The organism is Polynucleobacter difficilis (genome assembly GCF_003065365.1).
Classification (GTDB): domain Bacteria; phylum Pseudomonadota; class Gammaproteobacteria; order Burkholderiales; family Burkholderiaceae; genus Polynucleobacter; species Polynucleobacter difficilis.
On record NZ_CP023276.1, the window covers coordinates 1828750 to 1848346 of the forward strand.

The following is a 19597-nucleotide window of genomic DNA, read 5'->3' on the forward strand; positions in this document are numbered from 1 at the left end:
AAGTTACGCCTAAAAACCATGAATAACGAAATCAAGATCCGCGGTGCACGCACGCACAACCTAAAAAATATCAATCTGGATATCCCCAGAGAGAAGTTAGTGGTTCTCACTGGCCTCTCGGGATCCGGCAAAAGCTCGCTAGCATTCGATACCCTCTATGCCGAGGGACAACGCCGCTACGTCGAGTCGCTGTCTGCCTATGCCCGTCAATTTCTACAGCTGATGGAAAAACCGGATGTGGATGTCATCGAAGGTCTTTCCCCTGCCATTTCGATTGAGCAAAAAGCAACCAGCCATAACCCCCGCTCTACTGTAGGCACGGTCACAGAAATCCATGACTATTTGCGACTCTTGTTTGCTAGAGCCGGCACGCCACACTGCCCAGAGCACAATTTAGCCTTGGCAGCCCAGAGTGTTTCGCAAATGGTGGATACCGTGATGGCACTGCCAGCTGAAACCAAGTTAATGATTTTGGCGCCCGTCGTGAGTGAACGTAAGGGCGAGTTTGTTGACCTGTTTCAGGATCTCCAGGCCCAGGGCTTTGTGCGCTTTCGGGTGCGCTCGGGTGGCGGCACTACTAACACAGCAAAAGCCGAGATCTTTGAAGTAGATCAGCTACCGAAGTTGAAAAAAACCGACAAGCATTCAATTGAAGTTGTGGTGGATCGCATTAAGGTACGTCCTGATATTCAGCAGCGCTTAGCCGAGTCCTTTGAAACAGCCCTGCGCTTAGCGGACGGAAAAGCGATGATTGTCGACATGGATACCGGCGTTGATACGATTTTCTCCAGTAAATTTGCATGCCCAATTTGCTCTTACTCACTGCAAGAGCTCGAACCCCGGCTCTTCTCATTTAATAATCCGATGGGCGCTTGCCCATCGTGCGATGGCTTAGGTCATATCTCCTTTTTTGATCCGAAGCGCATTGTGGCCCACCCCGATTTATCGCTGGCTTCAGGCGCAATTAAAGGCTGGGACCGCCGCAATCAGTTTTATTTCAAGCTACTACAGACCCTGGCAAAGCATGCCGGTTTTGATATTGAAAAACCGTTTGAGAACCTGACCAAAAAAGCACAAGACCTGGTATTAATGGGATCCGGCGATACCAATATTGCCTTTGAGTATCTAAATGAGCGCGGCAAGTTAAGCGTGCGGCAACATCCTTTCGAAGGGATTGTGGCTAACTTTGAACGCCGTTACCGTGAAACCGAATCGATGGCGGTGCGCGAAGAATTATCGCGCTATCAAAATGTTCGCTCCTGCCCCGACTGCAATGGCACACGTCTGCGCCGTGAAGCGCGCTTTGTCAAAGTAGGTGACGGCAAGCAATCACGCGGTATTTTTGAAATCAGCGCACTACCCCTCAAAGAAGCCAAAGAGTATTTCGAAGCCCTTCAGCTCAAAGGTGCAAAACGGGAAATCGCCGACAAAATTGTGAAGGAGATTAGCTCCCGCTTAACCTTCTTAAACGATGTTGGCCTCGATTACCTCTCGCTCGAGCGCAGTGCTGACACACTATCCGGCGGCGAGGCGCAACGCATTCGCCTCGCCTCGCAAATTGGCTCTGGCCTAACCGGTGTGATGTATGTACTCGATGAACCTTCGATTGGCCTGCATCAGCGCGATAACGATCGCCTGATTGGCACACTCAAGCACCTGCGTGATTTAGGAAACAGCGTGCTCGTGGTTGAGCACGACGAAGACATGATTCGGGCCTCTGACTACGTGATTGATATTGGTCCAGGTGCTGGTGTTCACGGCGGCCGGGTGGTGGCGCAGGGCACGCCTGCCGAAGTAGAAGCGAATCCCAATTCCCTCACGGGCGCCTATTTAGCTGGACGTGAGCGCATCGAAGTACCTGAAAAGCGCATACCTGCCAGTGATCGCTTTTTAAAAATCATTGGTGCTACAGGTAATAATTTGCAATCCGTAAATGCTGAAATCCCCGTAGGACTTTTGACCTGCGTCACCGGCGTATCGGGCTCTGGCAAATCAACCCTGATCAATGACACCTTGCATCATGCAGTTGCGCATCATATTTACAAGTCGAATGCAGAGCCAGCGCCTCACAAAGCGATTGAAGGCCTTGAGCACTTTGATAAGGTAATTAGCGTTGATCAATCGCCGATTGGTCGAACACCCCGATCTAATCCGGCAACCTACACTGGCTTGTTTACGCCCATTCGTGAACTTTTTGCTGGTGTACCTGCATCGCGCGAGCGCGGCTATGAAGCAGGCCGCTTCTCTTTTAACGTCAAAGGGGGTCGTTGCGAAACTTGTGAGGGTGATGGCGTTCTTAAAGTCGAAATGCACTTTTTGCCCGATGTGTATGTTCCCTGCGATGTTTGCCACGGCAAGCGCTATAACCGCGAAACCTTAGACATCCGCTACAAGGGAAAGAATATTCACGAAGTCTTGGCAATGACGATTGAGCAAGCGCATGAATTCTTTGAAGCGGTGCCCGTAGTCAAACGTAAACTCAAAACCTTGCTGGATGTTGGTTTGGGATACGTCAAGCTGGGTCAAAGTGCAACGACACTATCGGGCGGTGAGGCGCAGCGTGTGAAGTTATCGCTGGAACTCTCGAAACGCGATACCGGCAGAACCCTCTATATTTTGGACGAGCCCACTACAGGACTGCACTTTCATGACATCCAATTGCTATTGACCGTGATTCACACGCTCAAAAAACAGGGCAATACGATTGTGATCATTGAGCACAATTTAGATGTGATTAAAACCGCAGACTGGATTATTGATTTAGGGCCAAAGGGCGGAGCTGGTGGCGGCTTGATCATTGCAACTGGCACCCCTGAAGATGTGGCCAAGAATCCAGATAGTTTTACGGGTCACTACCTTGCCCCACTACTTAAAGCAAAACCCGCCAAGGTTAAAACTAAGAAAGTAGCAGCCTAAATACGAAAGTAGATCAGAGCAGTTTCGTTTCAGCGATGTCCGTTGATTCGGAACTGCCCGATAACACCAAGATGTCGTTCTCGAGTAGGCGCAGATCCGGGCTCAGCGTTAGCTTCACATAGTCTTCGCCGTCAACTTTGCGACGGACCGCCTGAATTGCTACACCCTCTAAATCAGGATTAATCTCCGTCAGGGTTTTGCCAATCGCATGCGAACCAGGAAGTAAGGTGAGCGTATGCAAACGCCACGACTCGTTCTCCTCCAAGTCATCGCCTTCTGATCCCCGAAAGTAACCACGCAACAAGCCATAGCGGGCCTCACGCGCCTCGGTTACGCGGCGCACCACTTTACGCATCGGCACACCCATAATGAGGAGCACATGGGATGCCAACATCAGGCTACCTTCAATAAGCTCTGGTACAACTTCAGTGGCGCCAGCCGCCTCGAGTTTTTTCAGGTCTGAATCATCTTTGGTGCGAACCAGTGTGGTCATGCCGGGCCGCAAACGCTCCACTTGGTAGAGCACCTTTAAGCTGGCAGCCGTATCCGCAAAAGTCACGACAACCGCCTTGGCCCGCGCAATACCGGCGGACACCAAGTAATTTTCTCGGCTGGAATCACCATACACGACTTGATCCCCCGCCATACTGGCTTCGGCAACGCGATCTGGATCTAGGTCCAATGCAATGTACGGAATTTTTTCTTGGTCCAGCATGCGCGCGAGGCTTTGTCCTGCTCGACCAAAGCCGCAAATAATGATGTGGTTTTCATAGCGCACCGTTTTTGCTGCAACCCGTGTCAATGCCAACGACTGTAGCAACCATTCGCTACTTGCAAAGCGCAATGCAATCCGGTCGCTGTATTGAATTAAGAAGGGTGCCCCAAACATCGATATCAACATCGCTGCGAGTAGCGCTTGGCTTAATGCTGGGTCAATCAATTTCAAGCCATCAATTTGATTCAAGAGCACAAAACCAAATTCACCGGCTTGGCATAAACACAAACCAGTTCGAATCGCTACGCCTGCATTCGCCCCAAAGGCCCTTGCTAAAGCAGCAATCATGGCGAACTTGATGATGACGATCGCCGCCAATAGGGCAAGCACTAAGACCCATTGATCCAAAATCACATGCAGATCTAATAGCATGCCTACCGTGATGAAGAACAATCCCAAGAGCACATCGCGAAAGGGTTTGATGTCCTCCTCCACTTGATGCCGGAAGGGTGTTTCTGAAATCAGCATGCCAGCCAAAAAAGCTCCTAAGGCTAGCGATAAACCCAAATGCTCCGTAATCGCAGAAAAGCCCAATACGATCAATAGCAAATTGAGCATGAATAATTCTTGCGAACGAAATTGCGCAACCAATCTGAACCAGCGACTCATCATTTGGCGACCAACAAAGAAGATCAAAAATAAGGCAATGGAGATTTTGATCAGCGCAATACCTAAAGCAAAAAAGAGGTCTTTCGGATCTTGGCCAAGGGCGGGCAGCAAAATCAATAAAAAGACCACTGCCAAATCCTGAAACAACAGGACGCCAATGACGTTTCGGCCATGCTCTGTTTCGAGCTCACCCCGGTCTGAAAGCAATTTAGTCACAATCGCCGTGGAGGACATGGACAAGGCACCACCCAAGGCGAGTGCAGCCTGCCAGCTGATGGGGTAGAACCAATTCAGCAAAAAACTGCTGAGGATGGTTAAAGCCATGGTCAAGAGTACTTGGCTTGCGCCCAAACCAAATACGATGGAACGCATTGCCCGCAGCTTTTGGAGGTTAAATTCCAGGCCGATGGAGAACATCAAAAAAACCACCCCAAACTCCGCTAAATAGCGCACCGTTTCAGAGTCGCTGGCAATTCCAAAGGCCTTTGGCCCAATTAAAACGCCAATGGCTAAATAGCCCAAAATTGGCGGTAAGCCAAAATAGCGGAAAATAAGGACTCCGGCAACACCGGAAGCCAGCAAAATGAGGGTTAATTGAAGGACTGACGGCATATACTCATCTCCATGATAGCGAAGACGCAAGACCAAATCCTAAAGCTCGCGCGCGATACCCTCACGATTGAGGCGGATGCGCTAATTACGATGCGTAACCGCCTTGAAGGCGCTGGCGCTGATGCTTTCGCATTAGCCATTCATTTATTACGGCAATGCAATGGCCGCATTGTGGTCTCGGGTATCGGCAAGTCAGGGCATATTGCACGCAAAATTGCAGCTACTTTTGCCTCCACCGGATCACCCGCTTTTTTTGTTCACCCTGCCGAAGCAAGTCACGGCGATTTAGGGATGGTGACGCGTGACGATGTATTTGTCGCACTGTCCAATTCAGGTGAAACCGCTGAACTGCTAACAATCATCCCGATCATCAAGCGCACTGGTGCCAAACTCATTGCCCTCACCGGCAAGCCCGAGTCATCGCTAGCGAAATTGGCAGATGCGCATCTGGATACCGGCGTTGAAAAAGAGGCTTGCCCGCTTAACCTCGCCCCCACCAGCAGCACGACAGCTGCACTTGCAATGGGCGATGCACTGGCAGTCGCCTTACTCGATGCCCGCGGCTTTCAGGCGGAGGATTTTATTCGCTCGCACCCTGGAGGGCGTCTTGGACGCAAACAGCTGATGTATGTGAGCGATGTGATGCGCACTCTAGCGGAAACCCCAACCATCTCAATTGATGCAAGCTTGCCAGCAGCACTACTGGAAATGACGGCCAAGAAAATGGGCATGGTTGTCATGCTTGCTTCGGACTCGACGGTCGCCGGTATTTTTACCGACGGGGATTTACGCCGCTTACTTGAAAAATCAACCGACCTCACTGGGGTCAGCCTAAAAGATGCGGTTACCAGCAAACCCCGCACCATCCCTCCGGAGCTGCTGGCAGAAGAAGCGATTGAGATGATGGAGAAATACCGCATCAACCATTTGGTTGTAACCGATCCACGCGGCCAGTTATTGGGCGCCCTCAATCTGCACGACTTATTCGCAGCCAAAGTCCTTTAAGAAACTTCTGTATGCCGATTGCCTTTAATCCCCATCAAACAAACCCATCGGCGCAATTTCCACAAGCATGGGAACGCGCAGCCCAAGTCAAACTGCTGGTTTTAGATGTGGATGGCGTACTCACGAATGGCCAGGTGTTTTTTGGACAAGATGGCAAAGAGTTAATGAAGGCTTTTGATATTCAGGATGGTCTCGGGATTAAGTTGTTACAGCAATGCGGCATTGAAACGGCCGTTATCACCGGTAGAAACTCCAAAATGGTGCTTGCCCGCTGTGAGGAGCTGGGAATTCAGCATGTGTTTATGGGGGTAGAGAACAAAGCAATCGCCCTTAGTGAATTGTTAAAACGCACCGCACATACCGCTGCAGATTGCGCCGTCATGGGAGATGACTGGCCTGATTTACCCATGATGAAACAGGCTGGCCTGCGCGTCTGCCCCGCCCAAGGACACGAGGCTGTGCGCGAGTTTGCGCACTTCGTTACTTCCAAGGCTGGTGGCTACGGCGCTGTTCGCGAACTATGCGATCTCATTCTTAAAGCGCAAAACCGCTATGAAGCACTTCTAATGCAGGCGCGCAACTAAATGCAAGTCAATATGGCCCAGGTAAAGCTGGGTACTGTTCGCACTATCCTTCGCTTAATGCCTTTACTGCTAATGGGTGGCCTGACTTTGCTCACCTTTTGGCTGGTCCAAAAAAATACGCCTTTAACCATCAATCCGATTGAACGTCCACGCCTGCATGAGCCTGATTACACCATCAAAAATGGGGCACTCTCCTACCTCAACGAGCAAGGCCAAACGAAGTATCGAATTTTAGGTAAAGAGTTGATTCATTACGATGACGATGCGTCGATTGATATTGTGCGTCCTAGAATGCGATCCTTCCAGCCAGATAAGGCGCCCGTTACCGTTCGTGCGCAGCGTGGTCACATCGATGGCGATCTAACCATCCTGGATCTATTCGATAACGTCGAAATCTACAGACCGCCACAAAGCGCAAGCGAAACCCAAAAGGCCAGTCCCTATATGTTGGCAAAGTCGAGCTACTTTCAGGTCTTGATTAATGATGACATCATCACAACCGATAAGCCGGTAGAGCTCGAGCAAGGTCTATCCCTTATGCAATCCAATGCCGGCGGTGTATTTGATAATGTGCAGCAAAGCATGCAATTACTGGGCACAGTCAAAGGCCGTATCGAGCCTGCGCAACAAGGAACCCGCTAAGACGGATGGATACGCGATCGACCTCCCTCCTCATGCCTTTTGTATTTTTTTGGCTCAGCTTAGTCACTGGTCTTGCGCTAGCCGAAAAGGCAGACCAAGATAAGCCATTAATCATCAATGCAGACTCCGTATCGATTAATGAGGTCGAGCAAAAATACAAACTGCAAGGGGACATTCTCTTGATTAAGGGCAGTATTGTGGTGACCGGCGATAAGGGCGACATTCTGGTTGATCCAGAGGGCTATCAATTCATTGAAGTGAAGGGCGATGCAAAAACGCTGGCGACATTTCGGCAGCGCCGCGAAGGGCTGGCGAATGAGTTTATGCAGGGGCTCGGCAGAGACGTTAGTTACAACGGCAAACAAGAAGTACTGATTTTGCTTGGCGATGCCAATATGAAGCGCTTACTGAATATGCAAATGCGCGATCATTTACGCGGCGGAAAAATAGAATACCGTGACGTTACCCAAGAATATCGCGTGAGTCCGCCGCCCAATCAGCCCAAAAGCGCGCTCCCGTCCTCAAGGGCCATTTTGGCTCCCCGTAGTAAAGTATTAATTCAATGAACACTGTATCTGCTGTCACCCCAACCCTCATCGCGAGCAATCTGCAAAAGCGCTACGGATCTCGAACGGTTGTTCGAGACGTTTCGATTGAAGTGAAATGTGGCGAGGTAGTCGGACTGCTTGGCCCAAATGGTGCCGGTAAAACGACGTCGTTTTACATGATTGTCGGACTCGTTCCGCTCGATGGCGGTAACATCAATTTAGATGGAAAAGAGATTAGCCATTTACCCATTCATGAACGTGCGCGTATGGGCTTATCGTATCTCCCGCAAGAAGCGTCGGTATTTCGGAAACTCAATGTTGCTGAGAATATTCAAGCCGTTTTGGAGCTGCAAGTTCAAGATGGTAAAGCGCTAACGAAAAAAGAGATTCGGGCTCGCCTGGATGAGCTCCTTGGCGAATTGCAGATTACCCATCTGCGCAATAATCCGGCGCTATCGCTCTCCGGTGGTGAACGGCGGCGCGTTGAAATTGCCAGGGCGCTTGCCTCGCAACCTAAATTTATATTGCTCGATGAGCCATTTGCTGGTGTTGACCCCATAGCGGTTGGGGAAATTCAACGCATTGTTCGTTTTCTTCGTGACCGCCAAATTGGGGTTTTGATTACTGACCACAATGTGCGCGAAACATTGGGCATCTGTGACCATGCCTACATTATTAGTGAAGGTAGCGTCCTTGCTGCAGGCAAGCCAGATGAGATTATTGAGAATGATGCTGTCCGGCGCGTCTATCTGGGTGAAAATTTCCGTATGTAATTTGCTCTAAATGTGATTTACTAGTAGTTCGTTTCTACTCTGGAGGCATTGCTTATGAACTTAAAAATCAACAGCCGTCACCTTGAAGTGACCCCCGCAATGCGTGCCCATGTAGAGCTGGGAATGAGTAAGGTCCGAAAGCACTTTGATCATGTGATTGACGCGACTATTTTCTTGATGATCGACAATGCCAAGGAAAAGGACTTAAGGCAAACTGCAGAATTAACGATTCACCTCAAAGGCAAGGATTTGTACGCTGAAGCACATAATGCCGATCTCTACCATGCCATTGATGCTGCAGTTCACAAGCTGGAACGGCAGGTGGTCAAGCATAAGGAAAAGGTGCAAGACCACCACCACGAAAAACACCCAGAATAAGCAGATAGATTGGGCTAGTCATATAATCAATTGCATATGAATGCCCTACTTGATCTTTTCACACCAGACTGCATTGCGCTTCATAGTCCTGCCAAAAACAGGTCTGAAACCTTTGCACTGGCAGGATCCCTATTTAGTCAGCGTTTAAATCTTAACTCCGACCTCATTATTTCGTTTTTAAATGCACGTGAGGATTTGGGTTCTACCGCTCTGGGTGCTGGGGTTGCAATACCGCATGGCAGAGTAAAGGGATTGAAAGACCCTGTGGCTGCCTTGGTTCGGCTTGATACCCCCATCGAATTTGCTGCCCCCGATGGCTTGCCTGTATCAGTCCTCATTTTTTTACTGGTGCCAGAAAAGGCAACACAACAGCATCTCGAAATCCTTTCTTCGATTGCGCAACTTCTCTCTGATCCAGATACACGCAGCAAAATTAGCGCCGAAAACGATCCGAAAAAAGTATGTCAGCTACTACAGGAATGGAGTGCCTGATTTATGTCACAACATCTGCTGCTTGAGGGTCTCACCGCGCTTCAGATTTTTGATGACAATGTCGCCGAACTAAAGCTGTCTTGGATTCGCGGTCTAGAAGGTTCTGATCGTAAATTTCCAACCGAGGCAGTACGTGCAGCTGCGGCCTCTTCTGACCTAGTTGGCCACCTCAACTTAATCCACCCCAGCCGAATTCAGATCTTTGGCGAGCAAGAGGTGGATTACCACGCCGACCTGACCGCCGAACAGCGGCATGCTCAAATTGCCAATCTCATTTCTAAAACTCCGCCCTGCGTCATTGTGGCGGATGGCCGCACAGCCGATCCTGATTTAGAGTTGTTTTGCCAGCGCTCCTCAACTCCGTTATTTACTACCCCTGTATCTGCCGCTGAAGTCATCGATCACCTTCGCACCTACTTAACCAAAATAGGAGCCCCGCAAGTCACGATGCATGGGGTCTTTATGGATATTTTGGGGCTAGGGGTTCTCATTACCGGTGAGTCAGGTCTAGGTAAAAGTGAATTGGGTTTAGAGCTAATCTCCCGCGGTCATGGCCTGGTTGCAGATGATGCAGTGGATTTTGCACGCCTGGGTCCAGATTACATTGAAGGGCGTTGTCCAGTAATTCTGCGGAACTTACTCGAAGTACGTGGCCTAGGCTTACTCGACATCCGTACTATTTTTGGTGAAACCGCAGTCCGCCGTAAGTTGAAGCTACGCCTAATTGTTCAATTGGTCCGCCGCAACGATGGTGAATTTGAGCGCCTCCCGCTTGATGCCCAGTTTGTTGATGTACTCGGGACGCAAATTCGTACTGTAAAAATTCAAGTGGCCGCAGGTCGAAACCTTGCCGTACTGGTAGAGGCCGCGGTCCGCAATACCATTTTGCAATTGCGTGGCATTGATACCCTCAAAGAATTCATTGAGCGGCAACGCGAACAAATGATCACAGAATCAGAGCAGCCTAAAAGCCAAGGGCGCTTGATTTAGTATGCAAATTCATCTGATAACCGGTATCTCTGGTTCAGGTAAATCGGTTGCTCTCAGGGCGTTTGAAGACAGTGGTTACGATTGCGTCGATAACCTGCCTGTGCCGCTGTTAGAAAACCTCATCACTACGATGGAAAATGAAGGGCGCGAGTTTGTTGCAGTTGCAATCGATGCGCGTCGCGGCCAATCGATTGGAGAACTGCCGGCCCTCCTTGAAACAATTCGCAAAAAGCATGGAGTCCGCATTCTATTTCTGAATGCGGATACCAACACCTTGGTGCAGCGCTTCTCGGAAACCCGTCGTCGCCACCCCCTATCTACCGCTGTCAGTGCGCAACAGAATCAATCTGCCACCATCATTGAGGCCATCGAGCGTGAACGCAGTTTGCTTGACCCACTCCGTGAGCAAGCCCACAGCATCGATACCAGCAATCTGCCATCGCATACCCTGCGCGCATGGATCCATGAGCTTCTCAAAGAGAAGCCCAATGGACTCACACTTATTCTGGAGTCGTTTGGCTTCAAGAAGGGGGTTCCTAGCGAGGCTGATCTGGTGTTTGATGTTCGCTGCTTGCCTAACCCCCATTACGACAACGTGCTACGCCCATTAACTGGGCATGACGAGCCAGTGAAAGCCTTTTTGCGCGAACAACCAGCGGTCAAGAGCATGGAAGAAGACATTATTCACTTCATTGAGAAGTGGCTTCCCAGCTACATTGCGGATGGCAGAAGTTATTTGACCGTTGCGATTGGCTGTACCGGAGGTCAACACCGCTCGGTCTTTTTGGTCGATCAGCTCATGGCCTACTTTTCTAAGCAATCAGGCTTGCATTCCCGGATTGATCTGATTCAGCGGCACCGCGAGCTCGACTCCAGGACTCCAACAACAGCCTGACCGGCTGAGCGAGTCCATACTGCTCGAGCGCACCTAGCTCGGCCCAAATAAACTGAGCTTCATCTGACTGAATATTTCTGTCCAACTCTTTTTTTGCTTTGCCATTGAGAACCATCTCATAGGCCTGAATCTGCAAAACGCGGTGGCTAAAAATATGTTTCACACACGCGCCCATCGTTACCGATTGCTCAAATAAAACTAATGGCTTTTTAGAAAATCGGTTTGGCAAAATTAATTCCAGTAACTGCTCACTCGTTAATAGCTCTGCTCGAATAGTATGCGCGCCCTGCCCTTCTGTTTGCGCTTGCCACTCACTTTCTGGTAGCGACCAAAGGCCGCCCCAGATTGCTTTGGCAGGGCGCTTTTGCAGTAGCACCGCATTACCATGCGCCAGAATACCAACCGTACACGTAAATTGCGGTGACTTCTTTTTGGGTAGTTTCTTTGGAATGGCAAGCACTTGATCCGTCGCTTTTGCCTGACACGCAGACTCAAATGGGCACTGCATTTTTTTCGTGAGGCATACCGGCTGTTTTGCAGTACACCAGGTGGCACCAAAATCCATCAGTGCTTGGGTGTATACCGGCATCTGCTTTGGTGATCGCGGAAGAAGTTCTGTAGCCAATTGCCAAAGTGAATCGGTCACCTTTTTTTCTTGTAGCGCGCCGCCAATACCAAATAGCCTCGCCAATACACGCTTCACGTTGGCATCCAAAATTGGCGCCCTGATCTGAAATGCAAATGCGGCAATGGCGCCTGCCGTAGATCGACCGATTCCACTCAGGCCTTCTAGCGCCTGAGAATCGGGTGGAAATTGCCCCTGGTATTGCGTTACGACTTGTTTTGCGCAGGCATGCAAATTACGCGCCCGTGAGTAATAACCTAGGCCGCTCCATTCAGCCAATACCTCATCGATATCGGCGCGAGCCAAATGCGCTACCGACGGAAAACGTTTCATCATTTTGGGGTAGCGGTCTAGTACGGTGGCTACCTGCGTTTGTTGCAGCATGATTTCAGAAACCCAGACAGCATAGGGGTCCGTAATGCTTTGCCATGGCATACCATGGCGTCCATGCTTTTTATGCCACTGAATCAGTTGCTTTGAAAAGGATGCAATCAGAGCAGCATCGTGGGTCGGCTGCGGACTTAGCGCTTTTGGCATACCGGACAAAAGTAGGTGGAACGTTGGCCTTGAACGATCTGCTGAATCGGCGTCTTGCATAATCGGCAGGGCTCGCCGCGTCGGTCATAGACTTTGCTTTCCATCATGAAGTAGCCCTGCTTACCCTCGCTATCAACAAAGTCACGCAAGGTACTGCCACCTGCAGCAATAGCTTTGGTTAGTACCATGCGTACTGCGCTGGCTAAACGCGCACACTGCGGCTTCGTTAATTTTCCCGCCTGCTTTGCAGGATGAATACCGGCCTCAAACAAACTCTCTGAACAGTAAATGTTGCCAACCCCAACGACGGCCTGCCCTGCAAGCAAAAATGATTTGACTGCAACACTACGGCCGCGCGAGCAGCGATAAAGTACGGCAGCGCCCAGCTCGTTCGCAAAATCGGCGGAAAAGGGCTCTGTACCCAACTTGCTTAGAAGGGGGTGCTCTTCCAGTGGGCCGCTCTTCGTTGGATGCCACAAAACTGCCCCAAATTTACGTGGATCATGCAAGCGCAAGCTGCGCTTACCGAATGCCACCACAACTCGGTCATGGGGCTTTAATGGCTCCTTGACTGGCAATACCCGCAGGACTCCCGTCATACCCAAATGGATCAGTAAATGCCCTTGATCCATTTGCAACAATAAATACTTTCCCCTGCGTTCAATGCCGTGCAGGGTTTGGCCCAGTAAGATTGCCCGCAGATTACGTGGTACAGGCCAGCGCAGCCTGCCATCAATAATCAAGACGTCCGTAATCCGCTCCCCCTCCAGGTGCGGTTGTATTCCAAGGCGAGTCACTTCAACTTCTGGGAGTTCTGGCATAGGTGAATTGTAGATTCGGAGATTAGAATGTGCTTATGTTCCATTTAATGCATTTGCGCCTCACTAAGGCCCTGTTGCCTGCTCGCAAGCGTGCGATGCTATTGCTGGCTAGCGCATGCCTCGGTTGGGTCTCATTGGCACATGGCAACCAAGGCGCTACTGGTGAACAGGTTTTTGAGATCTTGGCCTCTGAAATTGCCCTCCAGCGGGGTGAACCGGCGCTAGCCTACCAAACCTACCTTAGCCTCGCACGGCAGACCGGCGACCCACAGTTGGCACAGCGTGCCATGGAGATTGCCATTGCAGCCAATGCCCCAGAGCTTGCTCTCGATGCAGCCACTGTATGGGACAAACTCGCGCCCGGAACCGATACGAAGCCAAAAGAAGTGCTGGTTACCTTATTGATGCTGAATCAGCGCTGGTCCGATTCCGTAAAACCCGCCATTGCGCTATTACAAAAACAAAATGCCGAGAACCAAGATCGCACCTTGAAACAGTTTCAGCCACTGTTGGGTCGCGCAACGGATGAGGCCGCAGCAATGCGTGCCTATTTTGAAATTATTAATGCCCTAAAGCCGCTGCCCACGGACTCCGCCATTCTGTATACCTATGCGATGGCAGCAGAAAAAGCGGGTCGCTTTGATGTTATGGAATCGACCCTCAGACAAATCCTGAAAAAAACACCAAACGATGCCAATACCCTAAATGCCCTGGGCTACTCGATGGCCGATCGAAAGCAGAATCTGCCAGAAGCCTTTGCCCTCATTACTAAGGCACACAACCTGGCACCGCAAGATGCCTTTATTTTAGATAGCCTTGGCTGGGTTAATTTCCGCATGGGCAAACTGGAGCTGGCTCGCGACCAACTCATTCAGGCAACCAAGATGAAGCCCGAAGCAGAAATATCAGCGCACTTAGGTGAGGTGTATTGGGCGATTGGCAATCTGAACTCCGCTGAAAGCGCATGGCGTGATGCTGAACGCATGGACGCAAACAATGCAACCTTGCGTGAAACCTTAAAACGCTTTAAGCCCAACTGGGTGATGCCCAATCAGTCCACCAAGATTGTTTGGGATGGCCGTTTTTCCATTCGCATGAACGGCGGGGCTGACCGGCCCGCTGAAGGTGGCTCTGGCGGCTTCACCCTCAGCCAAGATGCACTGAACGATATCTTAGAAATTCGAAATCCAGTCGGCGGCTCGATTGCAAAAATTACCATTACCCCGGGTGAGGCCGTATTAGAGCGCGGCGGCAAGATAAGCAAAGCGATTGATGCAGACACCCTGATTCAGTCTGCCTTAGGACTTCCTTTACCTGCGCGCGGTTTATCCGACTGGTTACGCGGCCAAGTTAGGCCTGGTAGCCCAGCCAGCCTAGAGCGCAGTCCCAGCGGTATTGTTTCGAAAATCAGCCAAGACGGATGGAACTTATCCTACGTTTGGGGTGAGTCCAGCAGCAAGCTAGAAAAACTGAATATGACCCGCAATACGAAAACAGGACCCATCGATATCCGCCTTGTTTTTGATCAAATTGATGACTAATACGCTCACCCTTTTAGCGCCCGCCAAACTCAATTTATTTCTGCACATTGTTGGTCGCAGGAATGATGGCTACCACCTCCTGCAATCTGCTTTTCAGTTAATTGATTGGTGCGATAGCCTTACCCTTACGAGAACGAGCAGCAATCGCATTGCTCGCACTAACCCTATTCCTGGCATCGCGGAAGGCGATGACTTGGTAGTCCGTGCGGCAACCCTGCTGCAACGCGGGTGCAATGTGGCGATGGGCGTTGAAATCACCCTCAACAAAGAATTGCCCGTTGGAGCGGGTCTGGGCGGAGGATCATCCGATGCTGCCTCTACCTTAATTGGCCTAAATCACCTCTGGAACCTGGGTCTTTCACGCCCAGAGCTAATGGCGCTGGGCCTGAAATTAGGCGCGGATGTACCTTTCTTTATCCATGGCAGCAATGCCTTTGTGGAGGGAATTGGCGAGGTAATTCAGGCGATTAGCCTGCCCGAGCAAGGCTTTATCGTGATTTTCCCCAATCGCGGCATTGCCACCAAAGCGCTTTTTGAGCATCCTGAATTGACCCGTGATCATGCCCCGATTACAATAGATCGCTTTCTTGCATCGCCTCTACCGCATCAGGCATTTACCAATGACTGTCAGGCCGTAGCGATGCAGATTTGTCCTGAAGTGAAGGATGCAATAGATTGGATCACCAAGGCTCTGCCAAGCGCTAAGCCCCAAATGTCTGGTTCTGGCAGCAGTGTTTTTGCTGCACTTCCGAGCCAGCTTGACGGTGCAGGTGCCTCAGCCCTATTGCAAAATCTACCTAGGGAGTGGATAGGCCGGATTGTTCGGGGGATAAATAAAAATCCCGCTTACAATTCGATATCTTCAGATTGATACTGTAGGGGAATCGCCAAGCTGGTTAAGGCACTGGATTTTGATTCCAGCATGCGAAGGTTCGAATCCTTCTTCCCCTGCCACCTTTTTTTCTGAATCACAAGCCATGCGCTATTCTGTCTAAAACTCTCCCAAACCTTCATAAGCCAAACTGCCATCATGAATTCTGAATTTTTGACTCTCTTTACTGGCAATGCAAACCCTGTTTTAGCAAACGCAGTAGCCAAAGAATTAAATCTTCCCATCGGCAAGGCTTTTGTCGGCCGGTTCTCGGATGGCGAGATTCAGGTCGAGATTCAAGAAAATGTGCGCGGCAAGAATGTCGTTGTTATTCAATCGACGTGCGCCCCCACCAACGATAATGTGATGGAGCTCATGATCATGATTGATGCTCTGAAACGAGCATCTGCAAGTCGCATAACGGCAGTGATCCCTTACTTCGGCTATGCACGCCAAGACCGTCGCCCCCGTTCCGCGCGAGTTGCTATCTCCGCCCGCATTGTCGCTAATATGCTGCAATCAGTTGCCGGCATTGAGCGCGTCTTAACCATGGACCTCCATGCAGACCAAATTCAAGGCTTTTTTGATATTCCAGTCGACAACATTTATGCCTCTCCTGTCTTGCTGGCCGACCTGCAAAAGCAAAAAAGCAAAGACCTCATCATTGTTTCTCCTGATATTGGCGGCGTTGTTCGTGCCCGCGCGATGGCGAAACAGTTGGGCTGCGATTTGGCGATTATTGATAAGCGTCGCCCCAAAGCCAATGTATCTGAAGTCATGCACCTGATTGGCGAAGTGGAAGGCCGTCACTGCGTCATCATGGATGACATCATTGATACCGGCGGAACGCTCTGTAAGGCGGCAGAAGCCCTCAAAGAGCGTGGCGCTAAGGGTGTCACGGCGTACTGTACTCACGCCGTCTTGTCCGGCGGCGCAGTTGCCCGTATTGCCGCTTCGCAACTGGATGAACTCGTAGTTACCGATACCATCCCCTTGACCGACGAAGCCCGGCAGGTCAATAAAATTCGCCAGCTCAGCGTTGCTCCAATCCTAGCTGAAACCCTCTCCCGTATTACCAAGGGCGATTCGGTCATGTCGATGTTTGCGGAATAAGCCTAAAAACAGCACTTTTAGCCTGTTTACTGCCTAAATAGGCCAAAAATACCAAGTTCAAGCTATAATTGAAGGCTTTTCTGTTTGGTCGCGAACGGGAATTAACCTCAATTTGGGAGTCATCATGAAAATCGTAGCTTTTGAAAGAAGCGTACAGGGAACGGGTGCGAGCCGCCGCCTGCGCAACTCCGGTAAAACTCCGGGCATTATTTACGGCAGCAAAAACAAGCCTGAGGTCATCGAACTTGACCACAACGCCCTGTTCCATGCTCTACGTAAAGAAGCATTCCACTCGTCTATTTTGGACCTTGAAGTAGGCGGTAAGTCACAAAAAGTATTACTACGTGACTATCAAATGCATCCATTTAAGCCTCTGGTCTTGCACATTGATTTTCAACGCGTTTCAGCGACTGAGAAAATCCACATGCGCATTCCATTGCACTTTACCCACGCAGAAGAATCGGCTGCAGTCAAACTTGGCGGCGCCATCATTAGCCACATTGCCAATGACATTGAAGTGACCTGCTTGCCAGCTGACTTGCCAGAGTTCATTGAAGTGAACCTGAGCAATATTGAAGTTGGTCATTCGATTCACGCCAAAGACGTTGCCTTGCCTAAAGGCGTTTCTTTGGTCTTGCACGTAGAGCAAGAGAATCCAGTACTGGTAAACGCACGCGTACCAACCGTTAAGGCCGAGCCTGTAGAGGCTGCAGTTGCAGCGCCCGCAGCAGCGGCGGATGCGGCAAAAGAAAAGGATGCCAAAGCGTAATTCTGCTTTGGTATTTGATTCAGAAAGCCCGCTTCTGCGGGTTTTCTTTTTTGTATGTAATGCTGTATAAAACTTCCAGCCTCTAATACACTTTGGATCATGATCAGATTAATTGTTGGCCTTGGCAATCCAGGCAGTAAACACGAAACCGATCGGCATAACGCTGGATTTTGGTTTGTGTCTCTGCTGGCAAAGCAAGCTGGCGTGACACTCGAACAAGAAAAACGCTTTCACGGAAAGGTGGCGAAGGCGTCGTTGTATGGTCGTGATATATGGTTGTTGCAGCCCGACACATTTATGAATCTCAGCGGTCAATCGGTGGGCGCATTGTGCCGCTTTCATCAAATTCAACCTGAAGAAGTCCTTGTTGTCCACGATGAGCTCGACCTCAAAGCGGGGGTTGCGCGCCTGAAGTTTGCCGGCGGCACGGGTGGCCACAACGGACTAAAAGACATTCTGGCTCACCTGTCTAGCCCGGATTACTGGCGCCTGCGCATCGGCATTGGCCATCCTCGCGACCTACCCGGCCGCCTCATGGATGTTGCCGACTACGTTCTGCGTAAGCCGCTTCTCGAGGAGCAGATTGCGATTGATATCGCCTTATCGCGGTCGCTGGATGCAATGCCTTTGTTCTTAAAAGGCGAGACTGCAACTGCGGTAAAGGACTTGCATTCCAGCTGTTGATGGCTGGCTTTAATCTTTTATGCCGCCTTGGCTGCCGTTAGGCGGTGGTACTTTTGCATCAAATCGTCATGCGTTTCCACATAATCGGGATGCAAGGGAATGCAATCAACAGGACAGACTTGCCGGCATTGCGGGGCATCAAAATGGCCTACGCACTCCGTGCACTTGTTGGGGTCGATCTGGTAAATCTCAATCCCCATAAAAATCGCATCATTAGGGCACTCGGGCTCACAGACGTCGCAATTGATGCATTCGTCGGTAATCAATAAGGCCATGCCCTTATTTGCCTTCGCGCTTCATGCTGGCCGTTTTTTGTAGCAGCCATTTTTCCACCGATGGAAAAACAAACTTACTCACGTCACCGCCCATGGTGGCGATTTCACGCACAAAGGTGCCTGAAATAAACTGATACTGATCGGATGGCGTCAAGAATAAGGTCTCGACATCCGGCAAGAGGTAGCGATTCATCCCGGCCATCTGAAACTCATATTCAAAGTCAGAGACCGCACGCAAACCACGGACAATCACGCGCGCCTGATGCTCGCGTGCAAAGTCTTTCAAGAGTCCTGTAAACCCGGCAATCTTGACGTTGGGATAGTGGCCAAGGACTTCTTTTGCAATCGCAATGCGCTCTTCTAAATCAAAGAATGGGCGCTTGCTGCGGCTATCGGCTACGCCCACAATCAGCTGACTAAAAATACTGGAAGCGCGGCGCACTAAATCCTCGTGACCTCGCGTTAGGGGATCGAACGTTCCAGGGTAAACAGCAATCGTCATACATTCATCTTTCGCTCTAACTGCAGATAGCCAAAGTTTAGTCCCTTCTGAGCTGAAATAGGAGCGCTTTTACTTGGCCGGCCGTCATTTCTTTGCAGCATTCCCAGCCCGGTATCAGGCTGTTTAGCGCAGCTACATCGCAGCTAACTGCGGTCTCAACGTAGATTTGGCCACCGCTGGGGCCATCGCACACGCGCCCCGCTTCCTTAAGGGAGGACTCTAGAGCAAGGTGATCGTCAAACGGGGGGTCCAGAAAAATCAGATTCCACGACGCGTTCGCCTGCCTTTTTAGAAAGCCCACGCCATCGCCATGCACCAAGTCAATTGCAGCGTCAACGGGGGAAGACTGCAGATCGCTTAAATTCGCCCGCAAATTCGCAAAGGCAGTTTTATCGCGCTCGATTAAGGTAACCGCACTTGCGCCCCGGGATGCAGCCTCAAAGCCAAGAGCCCCAGCTCCAGCAAAGACATCCAAACATCGCAAGCCGTCTAAACGTTGGCCCAACCAGTTAAAGAGGGTTTCCCGAACCCGATCGGTGGTCGGGCGCAATCCAGGCGCATCAATCACTTTGATCAATCGACTGCGCCAAACTCCGCCAATAATGCGTATTTTTTTCGACTGCATCGACTGCGGCATTGC

Annotated in this window: 21 protein-coding genes and 1 tRNA gene; 16 read left to right on the forward strand and 6 right to left on the reverse strand. The window is 50.5% G+C overall.

Annotated features, from left to right (window positions below):
- Positions 1–18 precede the first annotated feature (18 nt).
- Positions 19–2916, forward strand: coding sequence for an excinuclease ABC subunit UvrA (gene uvrA, locus AOC34_RS09285; RefSeq protein WP_108470153.1), 2898 nt, complete (start codon positions 19–21; stop codon positions 2914–2916).
- 13 nt (positions 2917–2929) lie between these two features.
- On the opposite strand, the gene AOC34_RS09290 is transcribed toward uvrA, so the two are convergent.
- On the reverse strand, positions 2930–4912 hold the full coding sequence (locus tag AOC34_RS09290; RefSeq protein ID WP_108469790.1) for a monovalent cation:proton antiporter family protein: 1983 nt from the start codon (positions 4910–4912) through the stop codon (positions 2930–2932).
- A gap of 12 nt (positions 4913–4924) precedes the next feature.
- Here AOC34_RS09290 and AOC34_RS09295 point away from each other — a divergent pair, with 12 nt between their 5' ends.
- Genes AOC34_RS09295 through rapZ form a run of 9 tightly spaced genes read left to right on the forward strand, consistent with a single transcriptional unit; the run spans position 4925 to position 11219 of the window.
- Positions 4925–5917, forward strand: coding sequence for a KpsF/GutQ family sugar-phosphate isomerase (locus AOC34_RS09295; protein ID WP_108469791.1), 993 nt, complete (start codon positions 4925–4927; stop codon positions 5915–5917).
- Between the two features lie 11 nt (positions 5918–5928).
- Positions 5929–6501: a KdsC family phosphatase gene (locus AOC34_RS09300; protein ID WP_108469792.1), complete on the forward strand. Its 573-nt coding sequence runs from the start codon at positions 5929–5931 to the stop codon at positions 6499–6501.
- Complete coding sequence (gene lptC / locus AOC34_RS09305) at positions 6502–7143, forward strand: LPS export ABC transporter periplasmic protein LptC (protein WP_108469793.1); 642 nt, start codon at positions 6502–6504, stop codon at positions 7141–7143. It abuts the gene before it with no gap.
- A gap of 32 nt (positions 7144–7175) precedes the next feature.
- Positions 7176–7709, forward strand: a complete 534-nt coding sequence (locus AOC34_RS09310; protein ID WP_234408092.1) for an LptA/OstA family protein — start codon at positions 7176–7178, stop codon at positions 7707–7709.
- A complete protein-coding gene (lptB, locus tag AOC34_RS09315; RefSeq protein ID WP_108469795.1) occupies positions 7706–8464 on the forward strand; it encodes an LPS export ABC transporter ATP-binding protein in 759 nt (252 codons plus the stop codon). The genes AOC34_RS09310 and lptB overlap by 4 nt, the downstream gene beginning before the upstream one ends.
- A gap of 54 nt (positions 8465–8518) precedes the next feature.
- Complete coding sequence (gene hpf / locus AOC34_RS09320; protein ID WP_108469796.1) at positions 8519–8842, forward strand: ribosome hibernation-promoting factor, HPF/YfiA family; 324 nt, start codon at positions 8519–8521, stop codon at positions 8840–8842.
- Positions 8843–8878: 36 nt separating this feature from the next.
- The gene (locus AOC34_RS09325) at positions 8879–9334 is read left to right on the forward strand and encodes a PTS sugar transporter subunit IIA (RefSeq protein ID WP_108469797.1); all 456 of its coding nucleotides are present in this window, start codon (positions 8879–8881) and stop codon (positions 9332–9334) included.
- 15 nt (positions 9335–9349) lie between these two features.
- A complete protein-coding gene (gene hprK, locus AOC34_RS09330) occupies positions 9350–10324 on the forward strand; it encodes an HPr(Ser) kinase/phosphatase (protein WP_199908366.1) in 975 nt (324 codons plus the stop codon).
- Between the two features lies 1 nt (position 10325).
- A complete protein-coding gene (gene rapZ / locus AOC34_RS09335) occupies positions 10326–11219 on the forward strand; it encodes an RNase adapter RapZ (protein ID WP_108469799.1) in 894 nt (297 codons plus the stop codon).
- On the opposite strand, the gene mutY is transcribed toward rapZ, so the two are convergent.
- Both mutY and mutM read right to left on the reverse strand, forming a co-directional pair.
- A complete protein-coding gene (mutY, locus tag AOC34_RS09340) occupies positions 11137–12441 on the reverse strand; it encodes an A/G-specific adenine glycosylase (RefSeq protein ID WP_234408093.1) in 1305 nt (434 codons plus the stop codon). The genes rapZ and mutY overlap by 83 nt on opposite strands.
- Positions 12366–13202: a bifunctional DNA-formamidopyrimidine glycosylase/DNA-(apurinic or apyrimidinic site) lyase gene (gene mutM / locus AOC34_RS09345; RefSeq protein ID WP_108469801.1), complete on the reverse strand. Its 837-nt coding sequence runs from the start codon at positions 13200–13202 to the stop codon at positions 12366–12368. The genes mutY and mutM overlap by 76 nt, the downstream gene beginning before the upstream one ends.
- Positions 13203–13237: 35 nt before the next feature.
- On the opposite strand from mutM, the gene AOC34_RS09350 reads away from it, so the two are divergent.
- From AOC34_RS09350 to pth, 6 genes are all read left to right on the forward strand, one after another.
- The gene (locus AOC34_RS09350) at positions 13238–14743 is read left to right on the forward strand and encodes a lipoprotein insertase outer membrane protein LolB (RefSeq protein WP_234408094.1); all 1506 of its coding nucleotides are present in this window, start codon (positions 13238–13240) and stop codon (positions 14741–14743) included.
- The gene (gene ispE, locus AOC34_RS09355) at positions 14736–15614 is read left to right on the forward strand and encodes a 4-(cytidine 5'-diphospho)-2-C-methyl-D-erythritol kinase (RefSeq protein WP_108469802.1); all 879 of its coding nucleotides are present in this window, start codon (positions 14736–14738) and stop codon (positions 15612–15614) included. Before AOC34_RS09350 ends, ispE begins: the two co-directional genes overlap by 8 nt.
- Positions 15615–15620: 6 nt before the next feature.
- Positions 15621–15697: transfer RNA gene (locus tag AOC34_RS09360), tRNA-Gln, on the forward strand.
- A 76-nt stretch (positions 15698–15773) separates the two neighbouring features.
- On the forward strand, positions 15774–16727 hold the full coding sequence (locus tag AOC34_RS09365; protein ID WP_199908292.1) for a ribose-phosphate pyrophosphokinase: 954 nt from the start codon (positions 15774–15776) through the stop codon (positions 16725–16727).
- A 124-nt stretch (positions 16728–16851) separates the two neighbouring features.
- Entirely contained in the window at positions 16852–17496 is a 645-nt protein-coding gene (locus tag AOC34_RS09370) for a 50S ribosomal protein L25/general stress protein Ctc (protein WP_108469804.1), read from the forward strand.
- Positions 17497–17595: 99 nt separating this feature from the next.
- Positions 17596–18180, forward strand: coding sequence for an aminoacyl-tRNA hydrolase (gene pth, locus AOC34_RS09375; protein ID WP_108469805.1), 585 nt, complete (start codon positions 17596–17598; stop codon positions 18178–18180).
- A 17-nt stretch (positions 18181–18197) separates the two neighbouring features.
- On the opposite strand, the gene AOC34_RS09380 is transcribed toward pth, so the two are convergent.
- The 3 genes from AOC34_RS09380 to rsmD are packed head-to-tail and all read right to left on the reverse strand — an operon-like array spanning position 18198 to position 19594.
- The gene (locus tag AOC34_RS09380; RefSeq protein WP_108469806.1) at positions 18198–18455 is read right to left on the reverse strand and encodes a YfhL family 4Fe-4S dicluster ferredoxin; all 258 of its coding nucleotides are present in this window, start codon (positions 18453–18455) and stop codon (positions 18198–18200) included.
- Between the two features lie 4 nt (positions 18456–18459).
- The gene (gene coaD / locus AOC34_RS09385) at positions 18460–18957 is read right to left on the reverse strand and encodes a pantetheine-phosphate adenylyltransferase (protein WP_108469807.1); all 498 of its coding nucleotides are present in this window, start codon (positions 18955–18957) and stop codon (positions 18460–18462) included.
- 37 nt (positions 18958–18994) lie between these two features.
- Complete coding sequence (rsmD, locus tag AOC34_RS09390) at positions 18995–19594, reverse strand: 16S rRNA (guanine(966)-N(2))-methyltransferase RsmD (protein WP_234408095.1); 600 nt, start codon at positions 19592–19594, stop codon at positions 18995–18997.
- Between the last annotated feature and the right edge of the window lie 3 nt (positions 19595–19597).

Excerpts from the sequence above, each read along its gene's own strand:
- AOC34_RS09350 (WP_234408094.1), top strand. The coding sequence starts at position 13,238 with ATGTTCCATTTAATGCATTTGCGCCTCACTAAGGCCCTGTTGCCTGCT.
- AOC34_RS09310 (WP_234408092.1), top strand. The coding sequence starts at position 7,176 with ATGCCTTTTGTATTTTTTTGGCTCAGCTTAGTCACTGGTCTTGCGCTA.
- AOC34_RS09290 (WP_108469790.1), bottom strand. The coding sequence starts at position 4,912 with ATGCCGTCAGTCCTTCAATTAACCCTCATTTTGCTGGCTTCCGGTGTT.
- rapZ (WP_108469799.1), top strand. The coding sequence starts at position 10,326 with ATGCAAATTCATCTGATAACCGGTATCTCTGGTTCAGGTAAATCGGTT.
- AOC34_RS09370 (WP_108469804.1), top strand. The coding sequence starts at position 16,852 with ATGAAAATCGTAGCTTTTGAAAGAAGCGTACAGGGAACGGGTGCGAGC.
- rsmD (WP_234408095.1), bottom strand. The coding sequence starts at position 19,594 with ATGCCGCAGTCGATGCAGTCGAAAAAAATACGCATTATTGGCGGAGTT.
- lptB (WP_108469795.1), top strand. The coding sequence starts at position 7,706 with ATGAACACTGTATCTGCTGTCACCCCAACCCTCATCGCGAGCAATCTG.
- AOC34_RS09365 (WP_199908292.1), top strand. The coding sequence starts at position 15,774 with ATGAATTCTGAATTTTTGACTCTCTTTACTGGCAATGCAAACCCTGTT.
- lptC (WP_108469793.1), top strand. The coding sequence starts at position 6,502 with ATGCAAGTCAATATGGCCCAGGTAAAGCTGGGTACTGTTCGCACTATC.
- uvrA (WP_108470153.1), top strand. The coding sequence starts at position 19 with ATGAATAACGAAATCAAGATCCGCGGTGCACGCACGCACAACCTAAAA.
- AOC34_RS09325 (WP_108469797.1), top strand. The coding sequence starts at position 8,879 with ATGAATGCCCTACTTGATCTTTTCACACCAGACTGCATTGCGCTTCAT.
- AOC34_RS09380 (WP_108469806.1), bottom strand. The coding sequence starts at position 18,455 with ATGGCCTTATTGATTACCGACGAATGCATCAATTGCGACGTCTGTGAG.
- ispE (WP_108469802.1), top strand. The coding sequence starts at position 14,736 with ATGACTAATACGCTCACCCTTTTAGCGCCCGCCAAACTCAATTTATTT.
- AOC34_RS09300 (WP_108469792.1), top strand. The coding sequence starts at position 5,929 with ATGCCGATTGCCTTTAATCCCCATCAAACAAACCCATCGGCGCAATTT.
- mutM (WP_108469801.1), bottom strand. The coding sequence starts at position 13,202 with ATGCCAGAACTCCCAGAAGTTGAAGTGACTCGCCTTGGAATACAACCG.
- hpf (WP_108469796.1), top strand. The coding sequence starts at position 8,519 with ATGAACTTAAAAATCAACAGCCGTCACCTTGAAGTGACCCCCGCAATG.
- mutY (WP_234408093.1), bottom strand. The coding sequence starts at position 12,441 with ATGCAAGACGCCGATTCAGCAGATCGTTCAAGGCCAACGTTCCACCTA.
- coaD (WP_108469807.1), bottom strand. The coding sequence starts at position 18,957 with ATGACGATTGCTGTTTACCCTGGAACGTTCGATCCCCTAACGCGAGGT.
- pth (WP_108469805.1), top strand. The coding sequence starts at position 17,596 with ATGATCAGATTAATTGTTGGCCTTGGCAATCCAGGCAGTAAACACGAA.
- AOC34_RS09295 (WP_108469791.1), top strand. The coding sequence starts at position 4,925 with ATGATAGCGAAGACGCAAGACCAAATCCTAAAGCTCGCGCGCGATACC.